This window comes from Pseudomonas sp. MWU13-2100 (genome assembly GCF_023242365.1).
Classification (GTDB): Bacteria; Pseudomonadota; Gammaproteobacteria; order Pseudomonadales; family Pseudomonadaceae; genus Aquipseudomonas.
In genome coordinates, this window is sequence record NZ_JALLIX010000004.1 from 46,609 (window position 1) to 67,584 (window position 20,976).

Annotated in this window: 23 protein-coding genes; 11 read left to right on the forward strand and 12 right to left on the reverse strand. The window is 59.6% G+C overall.

Annotation, left to right across the window (positions count from 1 at the left end; all coding sequences use genetic code 11):
- Window positions 1-11 precede the first annotated feature (11 nt).
- The 3 genes from chrA to M5B99_RS04400 all read right to left on the reverse strand — a co-directional run bounded on the left by chrA (window position 12) and on the right by M5B99_RS04400 (window position 4,124).
- Window positions 12-1,226: a chromate efflux transporter gene (gene chrA / locus M5B99_RS04390; protein WP_248802822.1), complete on the reverse strand. Its 1,215-nt coding sequence runs from the start codon at window positions 1,224-1,226 to the stop codon at window positions 12-14.
- A gap of 91 nt (window positions 1,227-1,317) precedes the next feature.
- The gene (locus tag M5B99_RS04395; RefSeq protein ID WP_248802823.1) at window positions 1,318-2,874 is read right to left on the reverse strand and encodes a PAS domain-containing sensor histidine kinase; all 1,557 of its coding nucleotides are present in this window, start codon (window positions 2,872-2,874) and stop codon (window positions 1,318-1,320) included.
- A 239-nt stretch (window positions 2,875-3,113) separates the two neighbouring features.
- The gene (locus tag M5B99_RS04400) at window positions 3,114-4,124 is read right to left on the reverse strand and encodes an AraC family transcriptional regulator (RefSeq protein ID WP_248802824.1); all 1,011 of its coding nucleotides are present in this window, start codon (window positions 4,122-4,124) and stop codon (window positions 3,114-3,116) included.
- 268 nt (window positions 4,125-4,392) lie between these two features.
- Between M5B99_RS04400 and antA the strand changes: the two genes are divergently transcribed.
- Genes antA through antC form a run of 3 tightly spaced genes read left to right on the forward strand, consistent with a single transcriptional unit; the run spans window position 4,393 to window position 7,340 of the window.
- Window positions 4,393-5,802, forward strand: coding sequence for an anthranilate 1,2-dioxygenase large subunit (gene antA / locus M5B99_RS04405; protein ID WP_248802825.1), 1,410 nt, complete (start codon window positions 4,393-4,395; stop codon window positions 5,800-5,802).
- The gene (antB, locus tag M5B99_RS04410) at window positions 5,799-6,290 is read left to right on the forward strand and encodes an anthranilate 1,2-dioxygenase small subunit (protein ID WP_248802826.1); all 492 of its coding nucleotides are present in this window, start codon (window positions 5,799-5,801) and stop codon (window positions 6,288-6,290) included. Before antA ends, antB begins: the two co-directional genes overlap by 4 nt.
- Before the next feature lie 18 nt (window positions 6,291-6,308).
- A complete protein-coding gene (gene antC, locus M5B99_RS04415; RefSeq protein WP_248802827.1) occupies window positions 6,309-7,340 on the forward strand; it encodes an anthranilate 1,2-dioxygenase electron transfer component AntC in 1,032 nt (343 codons plus the stop codon).
- A gap of 315 nt (window positions 7,341-7,655) precedes the next feature.
- Here the strand turns inward: antC and M5B99_RS04420 are convergent, their stop codons facing one another.
- Window positions 7,656-8,009, reverse strand: coding sequence for a hypothetical protein (locus M5B99_RS04420; protein WP_248802828.1), 354 nt, complete (start codon window positions 8,007-8,009; stop codon window positions 7,656-7,658).
- A 467-nt stretch (window positions 8,010-8,476) separates the two neighbouring features.
- Between M5B99_RS04420 and M5B99_RS04425 the strand changes: the two genes are divergently transcribed.
- Together M5B99_RS04425 and M5B99_RS04430 are read left to right on the forward strand one after the other, a co-directional pair.
- On the forward strand, window positions 8,477-9,349 hold the full coding sequence (locus M5B99_RS04425) for a helix-turn-helix transcriptional regulator (RefSeq protein ID WP_248802829.1): 873 nt from the start codon (window positions 8,477-8,479) through the stop codon (window positions 9,347-9,349).
- Window positions 9,350-9,481: 132 nt separating this feature from the next.
- A complete protein-coding gene (locus M5B99_RS04430; protein ID WP_248802830.1) occupies window positions 9,482-10,159 on the forward strand; it encodes a type 1 glutamine amidotransferase domain-containing protein in 678 nt (225 codons plus the stop codon).
- Between the two features lie 107 nt (window positions 10,160-10,266).
- Here M5B99_RS04430 and M5B99_RS04435 read toward each other — a convergent pair whose 3' ends face one another.
- The 4 genes from M5B99_RS04435 to M5B99_RS04450 all read right to left on the reverse strand — a co-directional run bounded on the left by M5B99_RS04435 (window position 10,267) and on the right by M5B99_RS04450 (window position 12,682).
- The gene (locus M5B99_RS04435; RefSeq protein WP_248802831.1) at window positions 10,267-10,851 is read right to left on the reverse strand and encodes a TetR/AcrR family transcriptional regulator; all 585 of its coding nucleotides are present in this window, start codon (window positions 10,849-10,851) and stop codon (window positions 10,267-10,269) included.
- A 184-nt stretch (window positions 10,852-11,035) separates the two neighbouring features.
- Entirely contained in the window at window positions 11,036-11,197 is a 162-nt protein-coding gene (locus M5B99_RS04440) for a DUF2986 domain-containing protein (protein WP_248802832.1), read from the reverse strand.
- A gap of 18 nt (window positions 11,198-11,215) precedes the next feature.
- A complete protein-coding gene (locus tag M5B99_RS04445) occupies window positions 11,216-11,950 on the reverse strand; it encodes a phytanoyl-CoA dioxygenase family protein (protein ID WP_248802833.1) in 735 nt (244 codons plus the stop codon).
- Between the two features lie 93 nt (window positions 11,951-12,043).
- Entirely contained in the window at window positions 12,044-12,682 is a 639-nt protein-coding gene (locus M5B99_RS04450) for a hypothetical protein (protein ID WP_248802834.1), read from the reverse strand.
- Window positions 12,683-12,954: 272 nt separating this feature from the next.
- On the opposite strand from M5B99_RS04450, the gene M5B99_RS04455 reads away from it, so the two are divergent.
- Window positions 12,955-13,650, forward strand: coding sequence for a tRNA (adenine(22)-N(1))-methyltransferase (locus M5B99_RS04455; RefSeq protein ID WP_318654559.1), 696 nt, complete (start codon window positions 12,955-12,957; stop codon window positions 13,648-13,650).
- Between the two features lie 87 nt (window positions 13,651-13,737).
- Here the strand turns inward: M5B99_RS04455 and M5B99_RS04460 are convergent, their stop codons facing one another.
- On the reverse strand, window positions 13,738-14,634 hold the full coding sequence (locus M5B99_RS04460; protein WP_248802835.1) for a LysR family transcriptional regulator: 897 nt from the start codon (window positions 14,632-14,634) through the stop codon (window positions 13,738-13,740).
- 121 nt (window positions 14,635-14,755) lie between these two features.
- Between M5B99_RS04460 and M5B99_RS04465 the strand changes: the two genes are divergently transcribed.
- A complete protein-coding gene (locus M5B99_RS04465) occupies window positions 14,756-15,196 on the forward strand; it encodes a GFA family protein (RefSeq protein ID WP_248802836.1) in 441 nt (146 codons plus the stop codon).
- 140 nt (window positions 15,197-15,336) lie between these two features.
- On the opposite strand, the gene M5B99_RS04470 is transcribed toward M5B99_RS04465, so the two are convergent.
- Complete coding sequence (locus M5B99_RS04470; RefSeq protein ID WP_248802837.1) at window positions 15,337-15,741, reverse strand: hypothetical protein; 405 nt, start codon at window positions 15,739-15,741, stop codon at window positions 15,337-15,339.
- A 173-nt stretch (window positions 15,742-15,914) separates the two neighbouring features.
- Complete coding sequence (locus M5B99_RS04475; protein WP_248802838.1) at window positions 15,915-16,352, reverse strand: DUF3592 domain-containing protein; 438 nt, start codon at window positions 16,350-16,352, stop codon at window positions 15,915-15,917.
- Window positions 16,353-16,641: 289 nt separating this feature from the next.
- Here M5B99_RS04475 and M5B99_RS04480 point away from each other — a divergent pair, with 289 nt between their 5' ends.
- Both M5B99_RS04480 and M5B99_RS04485 read left to right on the forward strand, forming a co-directional pair.
- Window positions 16,642-17,256: a TetR/AcrR family transcriptional regulator gene (locus M5B99_RS04480; RefSeq protein WP_248802839.1), complete on the forward strand. Its 615-nt coding sequence runs from the start codon at window positions 16,642-16,644 to the stop codon at window positions 17,254-17,256.
- Window positions 17,257-17,333: 77 nt separating this feature from the next.
- Window positions 17,334-17,837: a hypothetical protein gene (locus M5B99_RS04485; protein WP_248802840.1), complete on the forward strand. Its 504-nt coding sequence runs from the start codon at window positions 17,334-17,336 to the stop codon at window positions 17,835-17,837.
- A 27-nt stretch (window positions 17,838-17,864) separates the two neighbouring features.
- Here the strand turns inward: M5B99_RS04485 and M5B99_RS04490 are convergent, their stop codons facing one another.
- The gene (locus M5B99_RS04490; protein WP_248802974.1) at window positions 17,865-18,998 is read right to left on the reverse strand and encodes an MFS transporter; all 1,134 of its coding nucleotides are present in this window, start codon (window positions 18,996-18,998) and stop codon (window positions 17,865-17,867) included.
- A gap of 99 nt (window positions 18,999-19,097) precedes the next feature.
- Here M5B99_RS04490 and M5B99_RS04495 point away from each other — a divergent pair, with 99 nt between their 5' ends.
- A complete protein-coding gene (locus M5B99_RS04495) occupies window positions 19,098-19,862 on the forward strand; it encodes an AraC family transcriptional regulator (RefSeq protein ID WP_248802841.1) in 765 nt (254 codons plus the stop codon).
- Between the two features lie 316 nt (window positions 19,863-20,178).
- Window positions 20,179-20,952, forward strand: coding sequence for an apolipoprotein A1/A4/E family protein (locus tag M5B99_RS04500; RefSeq protein WP_248802842.1), 774 nt, complete (start codon window positions 20,179-20,181; stop codon window positions 20,950-20,952).
- Window positions 20,953-20,976 lie beyond the last annotated feature (24 nt).

Sequence of the window (20,976 nt, forward strand, 5' to 3'; positions counted from 1 at the left end):
GTCTGCTCAGCCTATACGACGCTGAGTAGCCATCCGAGCAAGCCGCAGCCGAGGACAACCAGCCACGGCGGAACCTTCCAGAACATCAGGGCGAGCAGGGCCAGCAGCGCCAGACCGAAGTCCTGGGGTTTGAAGATTGCGCTGCTCCAGACCGGGTTGTACAAGGCCGCCAGGAGCAACCCCACCACCCCCGCATTGATCCCCGCCAGGGCCGCCTGGGTGCGAAAGCTGTGTCGCAACGGCTCCCAGAATGGCAGCACGCCGATCACCAGCAGGAACGAAGGCACGAAAATGGCGACGAGGCACAGCATGGCCCCCGCCCAACCGGAAGGCTGGAGGGTCATGGAGGCCCCGAGAAAGGCCGAAAAGGTCAGGAGTGGGCCCGGTACCGCCTGCGCCAGGCCATAACCGGCGAGGAAGGTGTCGTTGGCGACCCAACCATTGGGCACCGTGGCCGCCTGCAGCAACGGTAGCACCACATGGCCGCCGCCAAATACCAACGAACCGGCACGGTAGAAGGCGTTCACCATGGCAAGCCGGTGTGAAGGCCAGACCGCCATCGCCAATGGCAAGCCAACCAACAGGGCGAAGAACAGCACCAGAGAGATCAACCCGACTGTCCGGCTGACCGAGATCGGCAAAGACTCCGCCGCTTGGCCTTGAGCGGGTTTGAACAGCAGCAAACCGATGACGGCGCTACAGACGATCACCCCGATCTGTCCCCAGGCGTTGGGCCACAGCAATGCCGCGCAGGCAGCGAAGGCGGCGATGGTCACCCGCGGCACATCGGTGCAAAGATTGCGCGCCATGCCCCAGACGGCTTGAGCCACCACGGCCACCGCGACGATCTTGAGGCCGTGCAGCAGGCCAACGGGCAATGCACTTCCCCAAATGGACATACCCTGGGCGAACAGGATCAGGGCGACAGCCGAGGGCAAAGTGAACCCCGCCCACGCCGCGACAGCGCCGCCAAATCCGCCACGCAACAGCCCAACCCCTATGCCTACCTGGCTACTGGCGGGCCCCGGAAGAAACTGACACAGGGCGAGCAGATCGACGTAGCTGCGCTCGCTGAGCCATTGGCGCCGGGTCACGAACTCCTCGCGAAAGTAGCCCAGATGCGCGATCGGGCCGCCGAAAGAGGTCAGTCCCAGGCGCAAGAACACCAGGAACACCGACCATGCAGAGTCGGGCCGGCCCCCATTGGTACTACTGGCTACTGACAATATGCATGCTCCCCGAAGTGGCCACTGCCGTTTGCGCGCTGAATTCCATCAAGGCGCAACTCTACTATCAGGGCCTGCTCATCGGAAACCTCTATGCACCAGGCGAGGTATCCGCAGGCATGACCTGCACCTGCGCCAGAGCCTCCATCAGTTGCAACTGACTGTAAGGCTTGAGTATCCGCGGCAGCCTGACGGCCAGACCGTCCAGATGCTGGGCATAACCGGTGGCCAGAATGATCGGCAGCTCGGGGTGGAGTTTTCGCACGGCCTCGGCCAACTCGGCCCCATTCATCTGCGGCATGGCCACATCGGTGATCATCAGGTCGATGCCTGGGTATTGTCTGAAGCATTCCAGGGCCTGCGGACCGGAAGCCGCGCAAATCACCTGATGCCCCAGGTCCTCGAGCAACAACAGGGTGCTGTTGAGCACCAGGCTGTCATCGTCGACCACCAGGACTGTCATGGGCTTGAGCGACATCCTGTGCTTGTCTCCTGATGACGACGGCAGTCCCGGCGCGGCCCCACTGTCCACCGGCAACCAGAGTTCGGCAGTGGTGCCCTGCCCCTTGCTGCTTTTCAGCTGCAGTCGCCCCCCCAACTGCTCCGCCAACCCGTGGACCATCGACAGTCCCAGTCCGGTGCCCTTGCCCACGCCCTTGGTGGTGAAGAAGGGGTCAGCTGCGTAATCCAGGGTCTGCTCATCCATGCCTTCGCCATTGTCGACAACCGACAAACACACGTACTGATCGTGCGCCAGCGTAGCGAGCTTGTCGCGGACCTCGGCCTTGATCCAGAGCGTGCCGCCAGCCGGCATCGCGTCGCGGGCATTGCTCACCAGATTGAGCAATGCCAGCTCCAGCTGGTTGATGTCGGCGTGCACCGCAGGCAACCCATCTGTCAGCTCAGTCAGAACCGTCACCTGGGGCCCCACCGAACTGCACAGCAGGTCGATGAGATTGCTCACCAACTGCGGCAGTTGCACTGCCTCGGTCCTGAGTTCCTGGCGCCGGGCGAAGGCCAGCATACGCTGGGTCAGCGACACCCCGCGTTCAGTACCGAGCAGCGCGTTGTCCACCAGCCGTGAGAGTTTCGGGTCGCCGTCGACGCGTTTGCGCAGCAATTCGAGGTTACCCTGGATAACGGTCAGCAGATTGTTGAAATCATGGGCGACGCCGCCACTGAGTTGACCGACGGCCTGCAGCTTCTGCGACTGGAACAAGGCCTCGCGCGTGAGCTTCAGGGCTTGTTGTGCTTCGACTGCGTCACTGATATCCCGGGTGATTTTGGCGAAACCGAGCAAGTCGCCCGCTGGATCACGGATCGGATCGATGACCACATGACACCAGAAGCGTGTGCCATCCTTGCGGACTCGCCAACCTTCGCCCTCGAAGCGCCCCTCCTCGGTGGCGGTGCTCAAGGCCCGTTCGGGCAAACCGGCCTGGCGGTCTTCGGGAGTGTAGAAACAGGAAAAGTGCCTACCGAGGATCTCCGCCTCCTGATACCCCTTGAATAGCCTGGCCCCCGTATTCCAACTGACGATAATGCCTTGGGGGTCGATCATGTAGATCGCATAGTCGATCACGGCATCGACCAGCAAACGGAAACGGTTATCGTCGAACAGGCTTCGAAGTGCGGGCTGATCAGGCATAACGGCCTCCGATATTGTTTTTTGATGCCTGGTATCGGCTCCGTCAGTATGACTTAAACCACCCCTTGCACCACGTGCATCGACTTCCCTTTCGGCACCCGAAATCACTGACACTCAAATCAGTAGGCAACAGCCTGCAAATCACAGAGAAACATCCGTCTATCGCTCCCAGGGGGCTGGAGAGACTATTTGAGCATTCGGGGCGTCACACGCAACACGGAGCCCATTACCGGGGCGACTTACAAGAATCTGTCACGCCGGGCATCGACTCGCTGCAGAGTCATGCTCGGCGTTTCATCGAACAGTTTGCGGTATTCGCAGGAAAAGCGCCCCAGGTGACTGAACCCCCAGCCCATCGCGATCACAGAGATATTGTGGGCCGAACGATCTTCAAGGATTTCCTGGCGTACCCCCATCAAGCGATATTTCTTCAGGTAAGCCATGGGCGACATCTCGAAGTACTTCTTGAAGTCTTCGAACAACTTGAAACGCGACACCCCGGCGGCGGCTTCAATATCGTCGAGGTTCAGCGCATCGCGGGCATGGGCATGGATGAAGTCCTTGGCGCGAACCAGGTAGTGCGGCAGCTTCACCCCAAGACGCTCGCGCAGCTCAGCGGAATAGTTGTGCGGCTGGGACAGGATCAGGCCCTTGAGCAAGGCGCTCTCCAGATCACGATTGAACATCAGTTGGCCGTACAGTTCGCTACGCTCCATCTCCTCGATGAAATGCCTGACCGTGCGCCACCAGGAAGCGACGGCACCGTCCACCGCATCCATTTCTGGCTCAAAACGCAAGGCGCTGCCCAGCGGATGCTGCAACATGTCCTCAAGGGTCTTGCGCATGGCGCTGCGGGTGATCACCACCTGCAGCTTGCGACAATCGCCGGTGATACTCAATTGCTGGCTCTCGTTGGGCGAAACGATGACGCCATGGTCGCGATCGGAGCGCAGCAGCGTCCCGCCCCGGCTCAGTTCCTGCTCGCCACTCAACGGCAGGCTCAGGCTGTAGCTGTTGAAGCTGTCAAGGTCGGTGACCCCCACCGTGACATCGGTGCCGTACTCGATGATGCCCAGGGTGGTCGACATCGACTTGAGCACGTTGCCACTGTGGTGGAACTGGATGCGCTCGGGTTTGCTCGCATAGAGCAAATGGGGACCGCAGATCGTCGACATCCATGAGTGCGCCCCTGCCAGGTCGAAGTGATCGGCATGGATGTCTCGGAAATGATGTTCGCGCTTGCTACTCATCGGCGTTACTCAACAAGGCTGTTATCGGTACGCGCTCTGACGGCACGTTCGCGGGTACAGAAGCAATCCCCGCGCCAAGTCATCCTTGCATAATAGGCCGATCGCAGGTGTTGCCTCGTGAGTAGACGACCCGGTTTCCGACATTTAGTGTGCGATTACCGGCCACGAATTTTCCGGACTGTCTTCGCCAACTATGTGGATAGACCGAAAGCTCGACGCGCACCTTTAATGCAGGTACCGATTCGCCCGATGAAACAGGTACCGACTCATGCATTATTCGAAAAGCGTCGCCCAATGGCAGACCTTCATCCAGGGTTGCCTGGACTTCCGTCCGGTCGAGGGCATCTACCGTATCGCCCGGGAAATGTTCACCGAACCTGAACTGTTCGATCTCGAAATGGAACTGATCTTCGAGAAGAACTGGATCTACGCCTGTCACGAAAGCGAGATCGCCCACAAGCACGACTTCATGACGATGCGTGCCGGTCGCCAGCCACTGATCATCACCCGCGACGGTGAAGGCCGCCTCAACGCCCTGATCAACGCCTGCCAGCACCGTGGCACGACCCTGACCCGGGTGGGCAAGGGCAACCAGTCGACCTTCACCTGCCCCTTCCACGCCTGGTGCTACAAGAGCGACGGCCGCCTGGTCAAGGTCAAGGCGCCGGGGGAATACCCAGAGGACTTCGACAAGGCCACCCGCGGCCTGAAAAAAGCCCGGATCGAAAGCTACAAGGGCTTTGTCTTCGTCAGCCTTGATGTCGACGGCAGCGACAGCCTGCAGGACTACCTGGGCGACGCCAAGGTGTTCTTCGACATGATGGTGGCGCAATCGGCCAGTGGCGAACTGGAAGTGCTGCCCGGCAAGTCATCCTATACCTATAACGGCAACTGGAAGCTGCAGAACGAAAACGGTCTGGACGGTTATCACGTCAGCACCGTGCACTACAACTACGTCGCCACGGTGCAGCATCGCCAGCAAGTCAACGCCGAGAAAGGCAGCGCTTCGGGCGACACCCTGGACTACAGCAAGCTCGGCGCCGGCGATGCCGAGACCGATGACGGCTGGTTCTCCTTCAACAACGGCCACAGCCTGCTGTTCAGCGACATGCCCAACCCGGCAGTACGTCCCGGTTACGCCACCATCATGCCGCGTCTGGTCGAGGAATATGGCCAGGACAAGGCTGAATGGATGATGCATCGCCTGCGCAACCTGAACGTCTACCCGAGCATGTTCTTCCTCGACCAGATCAGCTCGCAGTTGCGGATCATTCGTCCGCTGGCCTGGAACAAGACCGAGATCCACAGCTTCTGCCTGGGGGTCAAAGGCGAGTCGGATGCCGATCGCGAAAACCGCATTCGCCAGTTTGAAGATTTCTTCAATGTCTCCGGCCTCGGCACCCCCGATGACCTGGTGGAATTCCGTGAAGCCCAGCGCGGCTTCCAGGCGCGCCTGGAGCGCTGGAGCGACATCTCTCGCGGCCATGACCACTGGCTCAGCGGCTCGACCCGCAACAGCGAAACCCTCGGTATCGAACCGGTCCTGACCGGCACCGAGTTCACCCACGAAGGCCTCTATGTCAACCAGCACGGCAACTGGCAGCGCTTCCTGCTCGAAGGCCTGGCGCGCAAGGCCGCCGAAGAGCACCCCCTGCAACTGCGCGAGGTGCAGCCATGAATTCGCAACTGCAATACCGTGTCGAACAGTTCTTTTACCGCAAGGCCGAACTATGCGACGCCCAGGATTGGGACGCCTACCTCGACCTGTTCAGCGAGGACAGCGAATTCCACCTGCCGCAATGGGATTCGGAGCACGTCTACACCACCGACCCGAAGAAGGGCATGTCGCTGATCTACTACGCCAACCGCGGCGGCCTGGAAGACCGGGTGTTCCGCTTGCGCACCGGCAAGGCCGCCTCGACCATCCCGATGCCACGCACCTTGCACATGCTCAACAATATCCGCATCACGGCGCTGCAAAACGATGAGCTGGAGGTCAGGCTCAACTGGCAGACGCTGTACTACCGCATGGCCACCTCCGAGCAATTCTACGGCCGCGCCACCTACCGCCTGCGGCCCGACGGCGACAGTTGGAAGATCGCCCGCAAGCATGTGCTGCTGCTCAACGACACGATCAATTCAGTGCTCGATTTCTACCATTTATAAGCCACGGAGTACCGGCTGATGAACCACAAAGTGGCTTTCAATTTTGCCGATGGCAAGACCTCGTTCTTCGAGGTCAAGGCCAACGAACTGCTGCTCGACGCCGCCCTGCGCCACGGCGTGAACATTCCCCTGGATTGTCGCGAAGGCGTCTGCGGTACATGCCAGGGACGCTGCGAATCCGGCCAGTACACGCAAGACTATGTCGACGACGAAGTCTTCAGCGAAACCGACCTGGCGCAAGGCAAGATGCTCTCCTGCCAGACCCGCGTGCAGTCCGCGGCGTCCTTTTACTTCGACTTCGATTCAAGCCTGTGCAATGCCGGCGCCACCCGGCGCATACAGGCCGTGATCGCCAAGGTCGAACAGATTTCCGACACCACGGCCATCCTGCATGTCGACGCCAGTTCCAGCGAACGGCTACTGGACTTCCTGCCCGGCCAATACGCGCGCCTGAAGGTGCCGGGTACCGATGCCTGGCGCTCCTACTCGTTCGCCAACCGGCCCAACCCGCACAACCAGCTGCAGTTTCTGATCCGGCTGCTACCGGATGGCCTGATGAGCCACTTTATCCGCGAGCGTTGCGAGCCCGGACAAGCGCTGGAACTCGAGGCCCCGCTGGGCAGTTTCTATCTGCGCCAGGTCAACCAGCCGCTGCTGATGGTGGCCGGCGGCACGGGCCTCTCGGCGTTCCTTGGCATGCTCGACGAGATTGCCGACAAGGGCGGATGCCAACAACCAATCAAGCTGTTCTATGGCGTCAGTCGGCACACGGATTTGTGCGAACTGAATCGCCTGGCGGACTACCGAAGCCGCATCGAAGGTTTCGAGTATCACCTGGTGGTCAGCCAGCCGTCGCCGCAATGGCCAGGCAAGACCGGACGGATCCCCGAACACTTCGATCGCCAGGCCATGAACGCCAATCCGTTCGATATCTACCTGTGCGGCCCTCCGCCGATGGTGGAGGCGGTCAAGACGTGGTTGACCGAGCAACGTATCGATGGCTTCCATCTGTATTACGAGAAGTTCATCGACAGCAACTCGGGGGGTTGACTGCAAGTGCGCGCCGGGCCCGCATCCCACTGCCCGGCATCCTTGCCACTCAAGAGACCAAGCAAGGGACTATACAATTCAGGGAAACATCCATCTATCTCATCCCATGGCTTTGGATCGACTATCCGGACTGGGCACCTTGGGCGTTGGGCCTGGCTGTTCGATCAAGGAGCTGCAATCGCCCTGTGGGAGCAGGCCGCGGACCAGCGTTCCTCTATCCGGGTACTGCAATGGAGTATCGGGGTGACATTCCTCTGTGTGGCGGCGCCGCTGATCCGAAATGTGTTCGGGGGGGGAGGTGCAGCAGGGCTGGCCTCACCCCTGGAGGAGATCCCCCTGACCGGCCGCCGCCCCGCCGAGTCCGACCTGTTCCAGGTAGGCCTCCAACATTGCCACCTCCCCGGCTGCGAAAATGGCCCCCATGTAGCCATCCGGACGCACCAGCAGCCAATCACCGACCGCTGGATTGTAGGCATCGAAAAAGTGGCCCGCCACATCGAACAGGTCTCCTTGCGGACCGAAAGCATGGATATGCAGGCCCGGGCGTGGTTGCACCGAACCACGCTCGACCTGATAGCCGAGCAATGTCCAGTGCCCGCCGCGGAACAGCTCGAACAGTCGGCTCGAACAGTCGGCTCGATTGACCGGCGGCCCCACGGACCGGGGCATCCGGGGCTCGGTCACCGGCGACCACGCCACTGACAGCGACGGCCTTTCCCTGCGCCAACGAGGAATCGGGATAACCGATATCAAGCTGCTGCACTTCCCGGCCACGACGCATCTGGCCTCGCGTCTGGGCAGCAAGAAGCCGTGTTGCCAACCCAAGCATCGCCGCCGCCACCGGCCATCGGGCTTGTGCAGCCTCCTGTAGGAATCCACCGAACGTTCGCGACAACGACCAAAGGCCCTGCCCTACCAAGCCTCGTACAGAAGACTTCGACATCCATAAAGGCCAATGGCCACATGGGCTTTCCAACCTTCACAGCCCCCTGGCAGCCCTACAACTGGCGTCCCTATTTCCCAGTACAGACGTAGGATAAAACCTTACGATTGAATGTCGGATATCATCAACCGACAACGGCGCCCCCCAGCATGGAGCTACTTTTCGAACAATTATTATCACGGAAGATAACAGCATGAAGCCGACGCACGACCTCACGCACGGCCACGATCCGTACCTCTATCTGCGCTTGGGCGAGCTGGTTTCCAGCGCCGCCGAGGACGCCTTTGCCGAGCACATGCTGGCGTTCGTCAACAGCCTGGTGCCGATTCACGGACTGGACCTCAGCGAATGGACCCTGGATGCGGACCGGAGCAGTGTCAGCCCGAGCAAATGCCTCGGCAGCGCCGGCCAGCCGCATGACCTTTGCGCACCGGACACCCTGCCCCATCCGCTGCTGCAAAGCGTCATGGAGATGGACGCCCCGCTGCTCATCCAGCTCAAGACACCGCCGAGCCTGCAACACCCAAAACGCAGCGCGCACCAGTGCAATCTGGTCTCGGCCAGTGGCGATCTGCGCTGGGTCATCTGCTTCCATCGCCTGGCCAGTTTACGGGCGTTCTCCGTGGCCGAACTGACGCTGCTCAAGAGCCTGTCCGATACCTTGCTACCGCTGGTGGCGCATCGCGCACAACTACTTGCACAGCCCGGAACACGTTGGACCGGCACGACGCAGGCCGACTCCGAGCTTGAGTCCCTGCATCAGGCCTTCAATGGACGGCTGGCTCAAGATGCGGTCAACCTTTCCGCCCGCGAGCAAGAGGTTTGCCTGGGCCTGCTGACAGGCATCACCGTGTCGGAAATGGCCCAGCGCCTGAACGTCAAGAACAGCTCGGTGGAAACCTACCTCAAGCGTGCCACCACCAAACTGGGCGTCAGTGGCCGACATGGTTTGACGCGCTGGATGGCATTTGTGCCCAGTCGGGCGAAGCATGTGCCTGCGGCTTCATCTGATACTCCTGACGAGTCGACGGGCAAGACCGGACCATGCAAGGATCACCACGGATAAGAAAGGTACCACGGCCACGCTAGACGACTGGTCTATTTGTTTATATAGTCAAGCCCACGAACACGCCCATGACTGCCCGCAGACCCCAGTGCGAGCAGACCAGCATCCCCCCTCAACCGACAGGTAACCATCATGAAGATTCTCATCGTCCTGACGTCCCATGACACCCTTGGCAACACCGGCAAGAAGACCGGCTTCTGGCTCGAAGAGTTGGCTGCCCCCTACTACGCCTTTATCGATGCTGGCGCCGAACTGACCCTCGCGTCGCCCAAAGGTGGCCAGCCACCGCTCGATCCCAAGAGCAACGAGCCCGACTTCCAGACCGAAGCCACCCACCGTTTCGAGGCCGATCCGCTCGCTCTGAAAGCGCTGGCCAATACCCGGAAGCTGGACGAGGTCTCCAGCGCCGACTTCGACGCCGTGTTCTATCCCGGTGGCCATGGTCCGCTGTGGGATCTGGCGGAGGACCCCCACTCCATCGCCCTGATCGAAGCCACCATCCGCACTGGCAAGCCGGTCGCGGTTGTCTGCCACGCGCCCGCCGCGCTGCGCCATGTCAAGGGTAGCGATGGCCATCCGTTGGTGGCGGGCAAGGCGGTCACCGGCTTCAGCAATAGCGAGGAAGCCGCCGTGGGGCTGACCGAGGTCGTGCCCTTCCTGGTGGAAGACATGCTCAAGGCCAATGGTGGGCGCTATAGCAAAGGCGCCGATTGGCAGTCCCACGTCGAAGTCGACGGACTGCTGGTCACCGGCCAGAATCCAGGGTCGTCCGAGGCCACCGCCCATGCGTTGCTCAAGCTGCTGGCCTGAGAAGGTGTGTATAGCCCCGCGCCCTGACGCTATAAAATAGACCAGTCAACTATATTCGATCAGAAGAATATCCGCCTCTACAGGCGGATATTGCATTTCAGGGCAAGTCAGATCCCCAGCATCGCCTTGGTCGTGGCCATGGCATTCTCCAGCGGACGGCCATTGCGATGCAGCTTGCTCATCAGGCTCGCACCAAGCCATAGCTGATACAACGCCGTGGCCGTGCGATGGGCGTTGCCCGGCGAGAGTGAACCGTCACGCCCGCCCTGCTCGATGCAGTCAGTGATGTGTTCGATGATCCGCTCGGCGCCATCACGCAGGGTAATCCGCATGGGCTCCGAGAGGTCCGCCACTTCGGCGCTCAACTTCACTACCAGGCAGGTCTGCACGGCGCAGGGCTCGCAATAGCTGTCCAGCCAATTCTGCCAATAGCCCATGAGGCGTTCGCAACCGCTCTGCCCCACCACGGCGAAGCGTTGCTCCATGTCGGCCAGGTAGTTGCGCAAGTAGTCTTCCAGCAGAGACTGGCCGTACTGCTCCTTGGACTTGAAGTAGTGGTAGAACGACCCCTTGGGCACGCCCGCCGTCTGCAGGATTTCGTTGAGGCCGACACCGGTGAAACCTTTGGCCGACATCATCCGGTGGCCGGTATCGAGCAGGTGTTGGCGAGTGTCATCGTAGCTGGGTTTCATGGTGCGCAGGGTATCCAGAACTAGACCAGTCGTCTATATAGCATTTCAGTGAGCCTATTATAAGCGTGATCTGCGCCATTGCGCTGAATCTGGGCTGGGGGTATTGCCAAGGAACGCGGTGTGGGGATCAGAATGCCTAGTCCAACCAGATCTTTAAACTCCGCGGGTGCTTAAGAGCGTTAGATCAGCTCTCAGAGGAAATGATTGATTCGTTAGCGGACTCAGCCGCCAGTTTCAACCGGTCAGCTTTACTGATGTATTGGTTTTTTTTAACCGGTGCCAATTTGGCGCTGGCCTTTTTGGCGTTAGCCTTTAATAACTGGTTTATTTTTTTACGACGATTCATGTTTTCCGACTCGGTTTGTCAACTGCTGAATGATATCAGCTTATCGATTGACCGATCAGTCGACTGAGAGGCTGCCTTGGACCCCAAGGCAAAATTGGAGGGATCGAACCGCTCGCTCGTGTCCATCCGAATATTTCGCAGGTTCAGCGTTTCCAGGTGTGACGCGTACAGGACCTCCGAAAAATAGCTGATCAGGATCGAGCGACGGCGTGCGCCGACTGAGTTCAGGCTGCCCGCATGCACCAGATCGACATCAAATACCAGGATGTCACCCGCAGAGCCTGCAAGCCGCACCGAGCGGGACTCGTCATTGAAGTCGAATGGCGGCTCTCCCGGCGCGGGGCGATGGCTGCCGGGGACAATACGCGTCGCGCCGTTCTCGGGGCCATAATCGTCGAAATAAGCCAGGGCAGCGACCATGTCGCCGGGGCGTTGGGCCGACAGGTCGCGGTGCAGTTGCTGCTGTCCGCCACCGGCAAGGGGCTCGCGGCCCTCCACCTGCGAGAGGAAAAAGCGCTCTGCGATCAACTCCCCCACCACCGTCAGCAGCTGTGGCAGCCGACACACCGCCTGCACCGTCGAATCAAGGTCCAACAGCGAATGGCGACAGTCCATGCCCCGCGGCACTGGCCATTGGTCCGAGGGCTTCACGCCCGCATCGAACACGGCACGAAGATCATCCAGCCACTCAGCCGGGATCGCGCGGCGCAGCAGTACATAGCCCTCTCGATGGAGTTGTTCACGGTCAGTCATATTCACCATTCAGTGCAGAGGGGTCAGGCCGAGTCGAGTTTTTCAACAGCATAGGCCGAAAGCGGACACTCAATAACATGAATCTACCCGCGCTCACAGCACCCGACTGAACTCAACAAGCGTGGCTTTCAAATAGTCAAGCTGGGCACTGGTAAAACCAAGATTATGATCCAACCCTCGATTGCGAATTTCGGTGATCTGGCTGTCCTTATCAATATTTCCAATTTGAGCAAAGCCCTCGCGATGAAGAGCAATAACGTGTGGATTACCTTGAACGCCTGCCTCTTGATGAGCTTTTAACACAATACCCACAGGGTGCCTTATATCAGCCGAGAACACCAACTTTATGATGATACCGCTGGCATCCGTGGCGTTTTCATTGCCGAACTCTCTGACCTTGCCCAGAGAGGATGAGATCCAGTAGCGATAGTTTGCCGTATTATGGTGATCAAACACCGGCTTAAACGGGTTAGGCGCGCCATTAATAGCGTTCCATTCAGCCTGGGATATTTTTCGATAATACGTATTAGGCACGCAGACGCCGGAGACTTTGAGCATTTTATCAAAAGCAGACGAGTTAAATAATTTATTGCTCAGCCAAAAATTTTGCAGCTCATCCCTGGTTTCCTTCAGCATCCGCTTCTGGCTTTCAGCATTACGCCACTGTACGTATAATTCTTTCTTAATATGGGGATTGCTAGCAATATGGCCTTCGTTATGCACTTCCGTCATCGACGGATTCCATTTCTTTGTCTTGTTACCTATGCGCATATGGCGCCCCTCTCCAAAGTGCAAACCATCATGAACGTTTGTTTGTTAAAGTCTTTTATTATTTTTCATAAAGCTGAGCCCGCCTGACAAATTCTAGCTTCAAATTCACGGGCTCGCTATGCGGCTTTTGCTGGCTTCAGGCGCCGCCATTTGAAATGCGCGGCATTGCTCGATAGAGTCGCGCCCCGATCCGGGCAAAGGTGCCGGATGCTTGTGGTGAAAAGGGGTTGCCGTTGAACGAACAGAGATTGTCCATGCGCCTGGAGCGCGTGGCGGCGCATGTGCCCGCAGGGGCGCGCCTGGCCGATATCGGCTCGGATCACGGCTACCTGCCGGTGGCGTTGCTGCGCCGTGGCGCCATTGCCGCGGCGGTGGCTGGCGAGGTGGCCTTGACGCCGTTCCACGCGGCCGAACGCACTGTGCGCGAGAACGACCTGCAACAGCGGATCAGCGTGCGCCTGGCCAATGGCCTGGCGGCAATCGAACCGGGCGACGGCATCACGGCGATCAGCATCTGCGGCATGGGCGGCGAGACGATCCGCGACATCCTCGACAGCGGCAAGGCCCGCCTGAGCGGCCAGGAGCGCCTGATCCTGCAGCCCAACGGCGGCGAGCAGCCACTGCGCCAATGGCTGATGGAAAACGGCTACAGCATCCTCTGCGAGGAACTGCTGCGGGAAAACCGCTTCGATTACGAAATCATCGTCGCCGAGCGCGCCGGGCCGGTGATGTACAGCGCCGAGGAGCTGTACTTCGGCCCGTTGCAGATGCGGGCTCGCAGCCCGGTGTTCCTGGCCAAGTGGCAGCGCCTGCTGCGCGAGAAGCAGAAGACCCTGGGCAATTTCGCCCGGGCGCGGCAGGCGGTGCCCGAGGAGAAGGTGCGGGACGTTGCAAGGCAGGCGCGGTGGATCACTGAGTTGCTGGCTTGATGAGTGATGGCTCCACTACCCAGGAGTGGAGAAGCAGCATTCGGCCAGAACCTATAATTTTCGACGGGCAGTTTCCAACCATAGCGGTTATTCGGACGCTTCCAGAAACCGCGACAGCGATTTCGCCAAGGCATCGAACACCAATGCGATACGCCTTACTCGCCGGAGGTCTTGGTGCATTGCAATCCATACACCTACTTTAAAATCGACCAGTTTCGGTAGCACTCGCACCAGCCCATGCCGACTCGCCAACTGGCTAGAGCACATCCCAATTCCCAGTCCTGCCCTCAGCGCCGCAAATTGGGCCAGATGATCGTCAGTACGAATGACCGCGCGTTCCGCCGTGCACAAATAGCCCTGTTGCCCCAAGAATGCTACCTCCGTCAGATTGCGATCCGGACCAATCAGCGAATACTTGTCTAATTCGCTTTCATGGCGAGGAGTGCCATTCAGCGCTACCAGTTCTTCGGTTGCGTACAGCCCTAACCGAAGATCCCCGACATGGCGGGTCACCACCGCAGACTCGGTGGGGCGATGAATACGCACCGCGACATCGGCCTCTTGCATCGCTAGATCCTCTTGGCGATTGCAGACGCTCAGTTCCAGCCTCAACTCCGGATGCGCATTACGAACATCTCGCAACAGAAGAGGCAATACTTCAACACTCATTAAACGACTACTTGTTACGCGCACGGTGCCCCCTGGCACGCTGGCTTCGGCGGAAGCGGCACGGGTGAATGCCTCGGCGGCCAAAGCCATGGACTCGGCATGGCCAACCAGCCCTCTCGCAGCGTCAGTCGGCATCAACCCCTTTGGCGAGCGTACAAACAGGCTCATCCCGACGCTTCGCTCCAGTTCGTCTATACGGCGTCGTGCAGTGGCTTGCGCCACACCCAGTGCTCTTGCAGCGGCGGAAAGGCTGCCGGTTCTAAGGACTGCCAGGAAAACACGCTGAGTTTCCCAATGAAGCTGCGGTGTATTCATACATTTCCTATGAGCTGCTAGGTAAGTTTGATTAGTTTCAATCATACCCAGACTCGCGCATGCTTTCCCCAACCCTACTTTGCCCATCCAGCGCCCATCCGCGCACCACGAGATAAAGCTGATGATACTTTCGGGAACCTGCCGTTGCGGACACGTCACTTTTGAGACCGATTGCCCACCTGTCATGACTACTGCTTGTCATTGCGTCGGATGTCAAAAAATGTCCGCTAGCGCATTTTCTCTGACGGCACTTTTTCCTGCTGCAGGCTTTGCAGTGACCCAAGGCGAAACGGTCATCGGTGGTCTACATGGCCCGACTCGCCACTATTTCTGCGCACACTGTCTGACTTGGCTATTCACCCGGCCCGCCGGAGTCGACGAGTACGTAGGTGTGCGCAGTAGCCTGTTGGAAAACCCGCAGCACTACCCACCGTTCATGGAAACCTGGACGAGAGAGAAATTACCTTGGGTGACGACCGGGGCTTCGGTCAGTTATGAAGCACTCCCGGAACCGCAGGATTATCCAGCACTGATGTCTCAATTTCGATCCGGGGATAAGTAAGCGCAGCTGCGTTGCCGTTTTGAAACCCTATCCAGTGGGGGCCTTGTGAATGTTGTCCCAAGCAAACAATATTCGTGTCCGGTGAACCTACCTTGCGCAGTTAAACGGGCGCCCACTCATGCGGCAGCAGCTCCATAATTTCACTCGCCCGCTGCGTCGGTGGCTCGTTTTCTGCCTGATGCAAGAGGCAGAGCGGCGATGATCACGCCTTTGGCCGAGCGCAGCAGGCGCGCCGTGCTGTCGTGAGGCAGGAGCATGCTGCCCATCGGCGTCAGCGTAGCGGCGGCCGTGGCCAGCAACTTGGGGTCCAGACCGAACAGCATGGCCGAGCCGCTGGCCCCACCGAGCAGGCCCACGCCCCCTTCAATGAACACACAAGCGCCTTGGAAGTCCTCGCGGAGCAGACTGCGGGCGGCGATCGAGTCTGCAACCAGCACTTTGTCGAACGACGTAAAGTCTTCGCTAGCGCCCGCTGCCCCGACGCTCTTGCCCCGCATGTGCAAGTTGACCTTGCCGAACCGCGGCAGGCGCGCGCCGACGCCCATGCCGACCCCGACCGAGCCATAGCGAAACTGCTGGTCGCCACCCCTTGGGGTCGGTCAGTGTCAGTGCCCCGCCAACGGCGGCCGCGAACACTACGGTCAATCCGCCACAGCTGGCAGTCTTGTAGCGCCAGTCACTGACAGTTACAGGTAATGGGATTTGCATTTGAATATCCTTATTTGGGCCGCGCCATCTGGCGCCGGCGCATCCATGCGGCCATGTGGTAGCCGCCCCCTGCGCTGAACACGATTGCGAACAGGCCCGCCAGCAGGCTCGCACCCCATAGCGCGCCATGGTCTTCAATGATCGCGGTGCTGGAGGGTGCATCGGCGCGGTAGAGCACCGTCACTGAGTCGCCCACCGCGTAGCCGAATATAAACCCGCTCTCGGGGTAGCTGACCGCCTTGCCCGTGGCGTCGGTGAAGTCAATTTGTGGGTGGCTGCCGCCCGCATTCAGGGCGCTGACATGCCCTTCGGCGCGTTGCGCCAGGGCCAGAAAGCCCAGCCGGTCTTCGACCAGCCATAGGGTGAGGTAGAGCAGACACAGGCCCAACGGGATGAAAATCAGCGCGCGGGGCAGATCGCCCCGGCCAGAAGATGGCGTCTTGGTCATGGCAGGTCCCTTGCGTCGTCCGTAAACGCCGGCTATTACAATGAGCGGGTGGGTATCTGTCAATCGGATGGGGAAGAACTGCGCCTGGCGCTACCAAACCTCACGCAGTCCACCGCCGCGCTGACCCTTGGGGGCGGCAACGTTCGCGTTGCCGCTGCGGCCGCCTCCATATAGACCCTCCCTTCGTAAAGAGCGGTCGCTTGACAGAAAGCCTACCTACTAGTAGGTTTACAGCGCCTGGCCGCCCGCTGGTTGACTCCTCCTCCCAGGGGGCCAAGCATATCCGGCGTTGCGCGGTAACTTTATGGGATTGTCTATGAACACAGAACTGTCTGCGAAGGCGACCGAGATTGCCGATTATGCCCAGTCGTTGCTGGCACTCGGGGGCTACAACAGCTTCAGTTATGCGGATATCGCCGAGCGGGTGCGCATCACCAAGGCGAGCATTCATCACCATTTCCCCAGCAAGGCCGAGTTGGTCCGCGTCGTGGTCGCCCGGTATCGCGAGCAAGCGCGGGAAGGCTTGGCGGCGCTAAGCCGACAGATTGCCGATCCATTGGCACAGCTCAATGCCTATGTCGATTATTGGTCCACCTGTATCCGTAATGGCAGCTCGCCGTTCTGTATTTGCGCAATGCTGGCCGTCGAACTGCCGACGATTCCTGAAGAAGTCGCGACCGAAGTTCGCGGGCATTTCCAGGACCTGACGGATTGGCTCGCAGCGGTCCTCGAAAAGGGCACCGCCACCGGGCAATTTCACTTGCAGGACAGCCCGACGATCGAGGCAAAGGCCTTCATGGCCAGCGTGCATGGAGCAATGCTGGCCGCACGAGGGTTCGCTGATCCCGAATCCTTCAAGACGCTTGTTCAGTTGTCCATCAGCAGGCTGACTTCAGCTCGCTGATCCGTCTTGAGAAGACCGGTGCAGGCCGGTCTTTTTTTCACCCTCACACCCAACCAACTAGTAGAGAGACATCCACCATGACTCACCCTATATCGTCTTTAGGCGCCATCCATACCGTTATCAGCCTGATTCCGGTTATTGCGGGCGCCTACAGCTTTATCCGCTATGACAAGATCGACCCGAAGACGCCCGCCGGCAGTCTCTACCTCATCAGTTTGACGCTAACGGTCGCCACGTCCTTCGGGGTCTCCAGTACCGGTGGTTTAAATGCCGGGCATGCGTTTGGCCTCTTTGTACTGCTTGTCGCCTATGCCGGTGCGTGGGCGCCAAAGATGAGTTTTCTGGGGCGCGCCCGTCCGTATCTGGGCGCCTTCGGACTGTCGTTCAGTTTCCTCCTGTCATTCGTGCCTGCTACCAATGAAACCCTGACCCGCCTGCCCCTCTCGCATCCGCTGGCCGATCATCCGATGGCACCCGTGGTGCTGAACACGCTAGTGGTGTGGCTAGGCTTCTTCATCGTGGGGTTTGTTGCACAATGCCGGCAGATTTATTCACGGAACAAGGCCTTGGTACAAACATAACGCGGGATCATCAGACAGTTACGCGGCTCAAGCACGGTATCCCCTCGGCATCATCGCCAGCAGCAATCCCAACGAGCCGCATACCAGCAAAGTCAGGCCCAACGCCTGGGACCACGCCGCCAGCAACATCCCCACCCCCATCAGCAAGTAATACAACAAGCCGAACAACGCACCGGCGGTGCCCAATCGATCAGCATAGTTCGAGAGCGCCGACCCCAGGACATTGGGAATCGCCATGCCAAACGCCAGCACCACCAGCAGCATCGCCAGCACAAACAGCGCGCTGTCCTGCAGCAGCCATACGCCCACGCCGCCCGACAATCCCGCCAGCGCAGCCATACGGATCAACTGGGCACCGCTCAATCCTCGGCGCAACAAGCGTTTGTTGAACCAGGCACCCAGGCCCGACCCCATGGCCAGCACCACACCACTGTAACCGAACAGACGGCCACTCGACCCCAGCGTTTCAAACATGAAGGGCGCGAGGCTGTAGTAGCTGAACAGGGCAATGTTGAACACCGCTACCAACAGCGCCGAGCGCCAGAGTTCCAGGTCCCGCAGCATGCGCCACAACGTCTCGAACAGACCGGCAGTGACCAACTGCTGCGGCCGGGTTTCCGGCAGCGCTCGCCAGGACCACAGCGCCAACCCCAGGGACAACAGCAACAGACACCCCAGCATGCCTCGATAACCGAAGGCCTGCACCAGACTCGCCCCACCAAACAGGCCGATTGCCGGGCTGGCGGCCAACGCAATGCCCACCAGCGAAAACACCTGCGCCAACTGCGCACCGCTGAAGCGGTCGCGCAGCAGGGTCTGCGTGACCACCGAGCCCACCGCCGCACCAAACGCGGCCAACACCTGGGCAACCAACAGTGCCTCAAAGGTGCGGGAGGCCAGCGCCAGCACCGACGCCGCGGCGTACAACAACAGCCCCGCGAGCATGGCCGGCCGCCGCCCGATCCGATCACACAGCCGCCCCCACAGCACCACACCGAAGGCGAAGGACAGGAAGTACACCGACAGGGTTTGCGCCGCCTGCCCCGGCCCCACGGCAAAGGCCCGGCTGATATCCGCCAGCGCAGGGCTGTAGAGGGTTTGCGCGATTTGCGGGAACATCAACAGGGCAATCGCCAGCCCCAACCACTTTGTTGACTTCATCACGGCTGCACTCGCCAGAAAAACAGGCGGCCAGTTTGAAGCGTGTCAAATGTCGTATTATCAAGACTCGGACAACTAATCATTGAAATCGGACAATCGATGGCCTGGCTCGACGCCCATGACGCGTTCAACCCCGACCGGTACCCGGCGCCGGTGATTGGTCTCGCGTCCACGCTGGGCGATCACGACTCCGGCCTCCATCAACATCAACGAGGTCAGCTGCTGTTTACTCATCAGGGCTGCACACGCATCACGCTGGCGCAGCAACTGTGCCTGCTGCCGCCCTCCCGCGCCGCCTGGATCCCCGCGGGCGTGAAACACCGCGCCGTGATGCAGCAGGCCGTGGACTATCGATCAATTTATCTGTCAGCCGAGTTATGCGCCGAACTGCCACGGCAGGTCTGCGTGATCGCCGTCACGCCGCTGTTGCGCGCCGTCCTGGAGCCCATCGCCACGGCCGACTTCGACACCGATTGGCGGCAAGGCAAATTCGTCCATTTGCTGGGGCTGTGCCTCAGCGAAATTCGCGACGCGGTGCGCCAGCCCATGCTGTTACCCCTGCCCCGGGACCGGCGCTTGAAGCCACTGCTGGCCATGCCCGAACAACTGCCGCCGAGTGTCCAGACACTCGAGCAGCAAATCGGCGCCAGCAGCCGGACCATCGGCCGTATTTTCCAGCGCGAGACCGGCATGAGCTATCAGCAATGGCGGCAACAATGGCGGTTGATGCGGGCCATCGAGCTGCTGTCCACCGGCCGCAGCCTCAGCTACAGCGCCTTCGAACTGGGCTTTTCCAGCGACAGCGCGTTTATTGCGTTCTTCAGGGACCTGACCGGCACGACACCGGGGGCGTGGCTCAAGTAACCCCGCTCAACCGTACCGATGCGCCGATGGACGCTGAACGAAATGAAGCGCTAGTTAGGCGCTGAACTGGAGAAGGTCACCCATGGCCGGACGGGCGGACCACGCATGAAGTCTCGCCAATCGGCTGTGGGCAACCTAAGCACATCTACGCGCAGCAAGCGACGCCACTTCCTACATTTAACCCGGAAGCAACTGGCTATCTCGACCCATTGAGAAGGAGACATCATGAATAGATCAACGGTGGTGTCTGACGCGTTTTCAACCATCAGCGTGCCACCGGAAAAAACGGAGTCGCGTAGAGGCTTGGGAGGCCGAAGTGCAAAACCTGGCATCAAAATCCTCTCTGACACGAACAGAGAAACAACGGCTCCAAAAAACCGAAGATCTGGGTCGAGAACTGCATGGCTCGATCAGCGAACTGCGCACCGAAATCAAAGATCTCAGCGAATCGGTCGAAGCCCAAAGTGCACAGATAAGCGCTCTTGGCCTGGCCGCGGCTAATCACGGAAACGAGCTGCGCACTGAAATCAGAGAGCAAGGCAGCGAATTTCACTCGGCAATGGAAAAACAAAGCAACGAGCTTCGTGCCGAAATCAGAGAGCAAGGCAACGAATTTCGCTCGGCAATGGAAAAACAAAGCAACGAGCTTCGAGCCGAAATCAGAGAGCAAGGCAACGAATTTCGCTCGGCAATGGAAAAACAAAGCAATGAGCTTCGAGCCGAAATCAGAGAGCAAGGCAACGAATTTCACTCGGCAATGGAAAAACAAAGCAACGAGCTTCGTGCCGAAATCAGAGAGCAAGGCAACGAACTTCGCCTTGCAATAGAAAAACAGAGCCATGAGTTCTGGATGGCTATGGAAAAGCAAAGCAATGCGCTTCGTAACGAAACCAAGGGCCAGGGCGTCGAGCTACGGGTTGCAATCAAAGAGCAGGAAACTGCTCTCCAACTGCTCGCTGTCAAACTAGAAGCCTCCAACAAAGAGGTCGAGTCGAAATTCAAGCTCGTGTACTGGCAGCTCGGCATTGTCCTCGTCACTGTGGCGCTTCCACTGACCAAAACAGCCTTCGACTACATCGTAGGCAAATAGCTTTTTGTTGATCGCAGCAGCGCG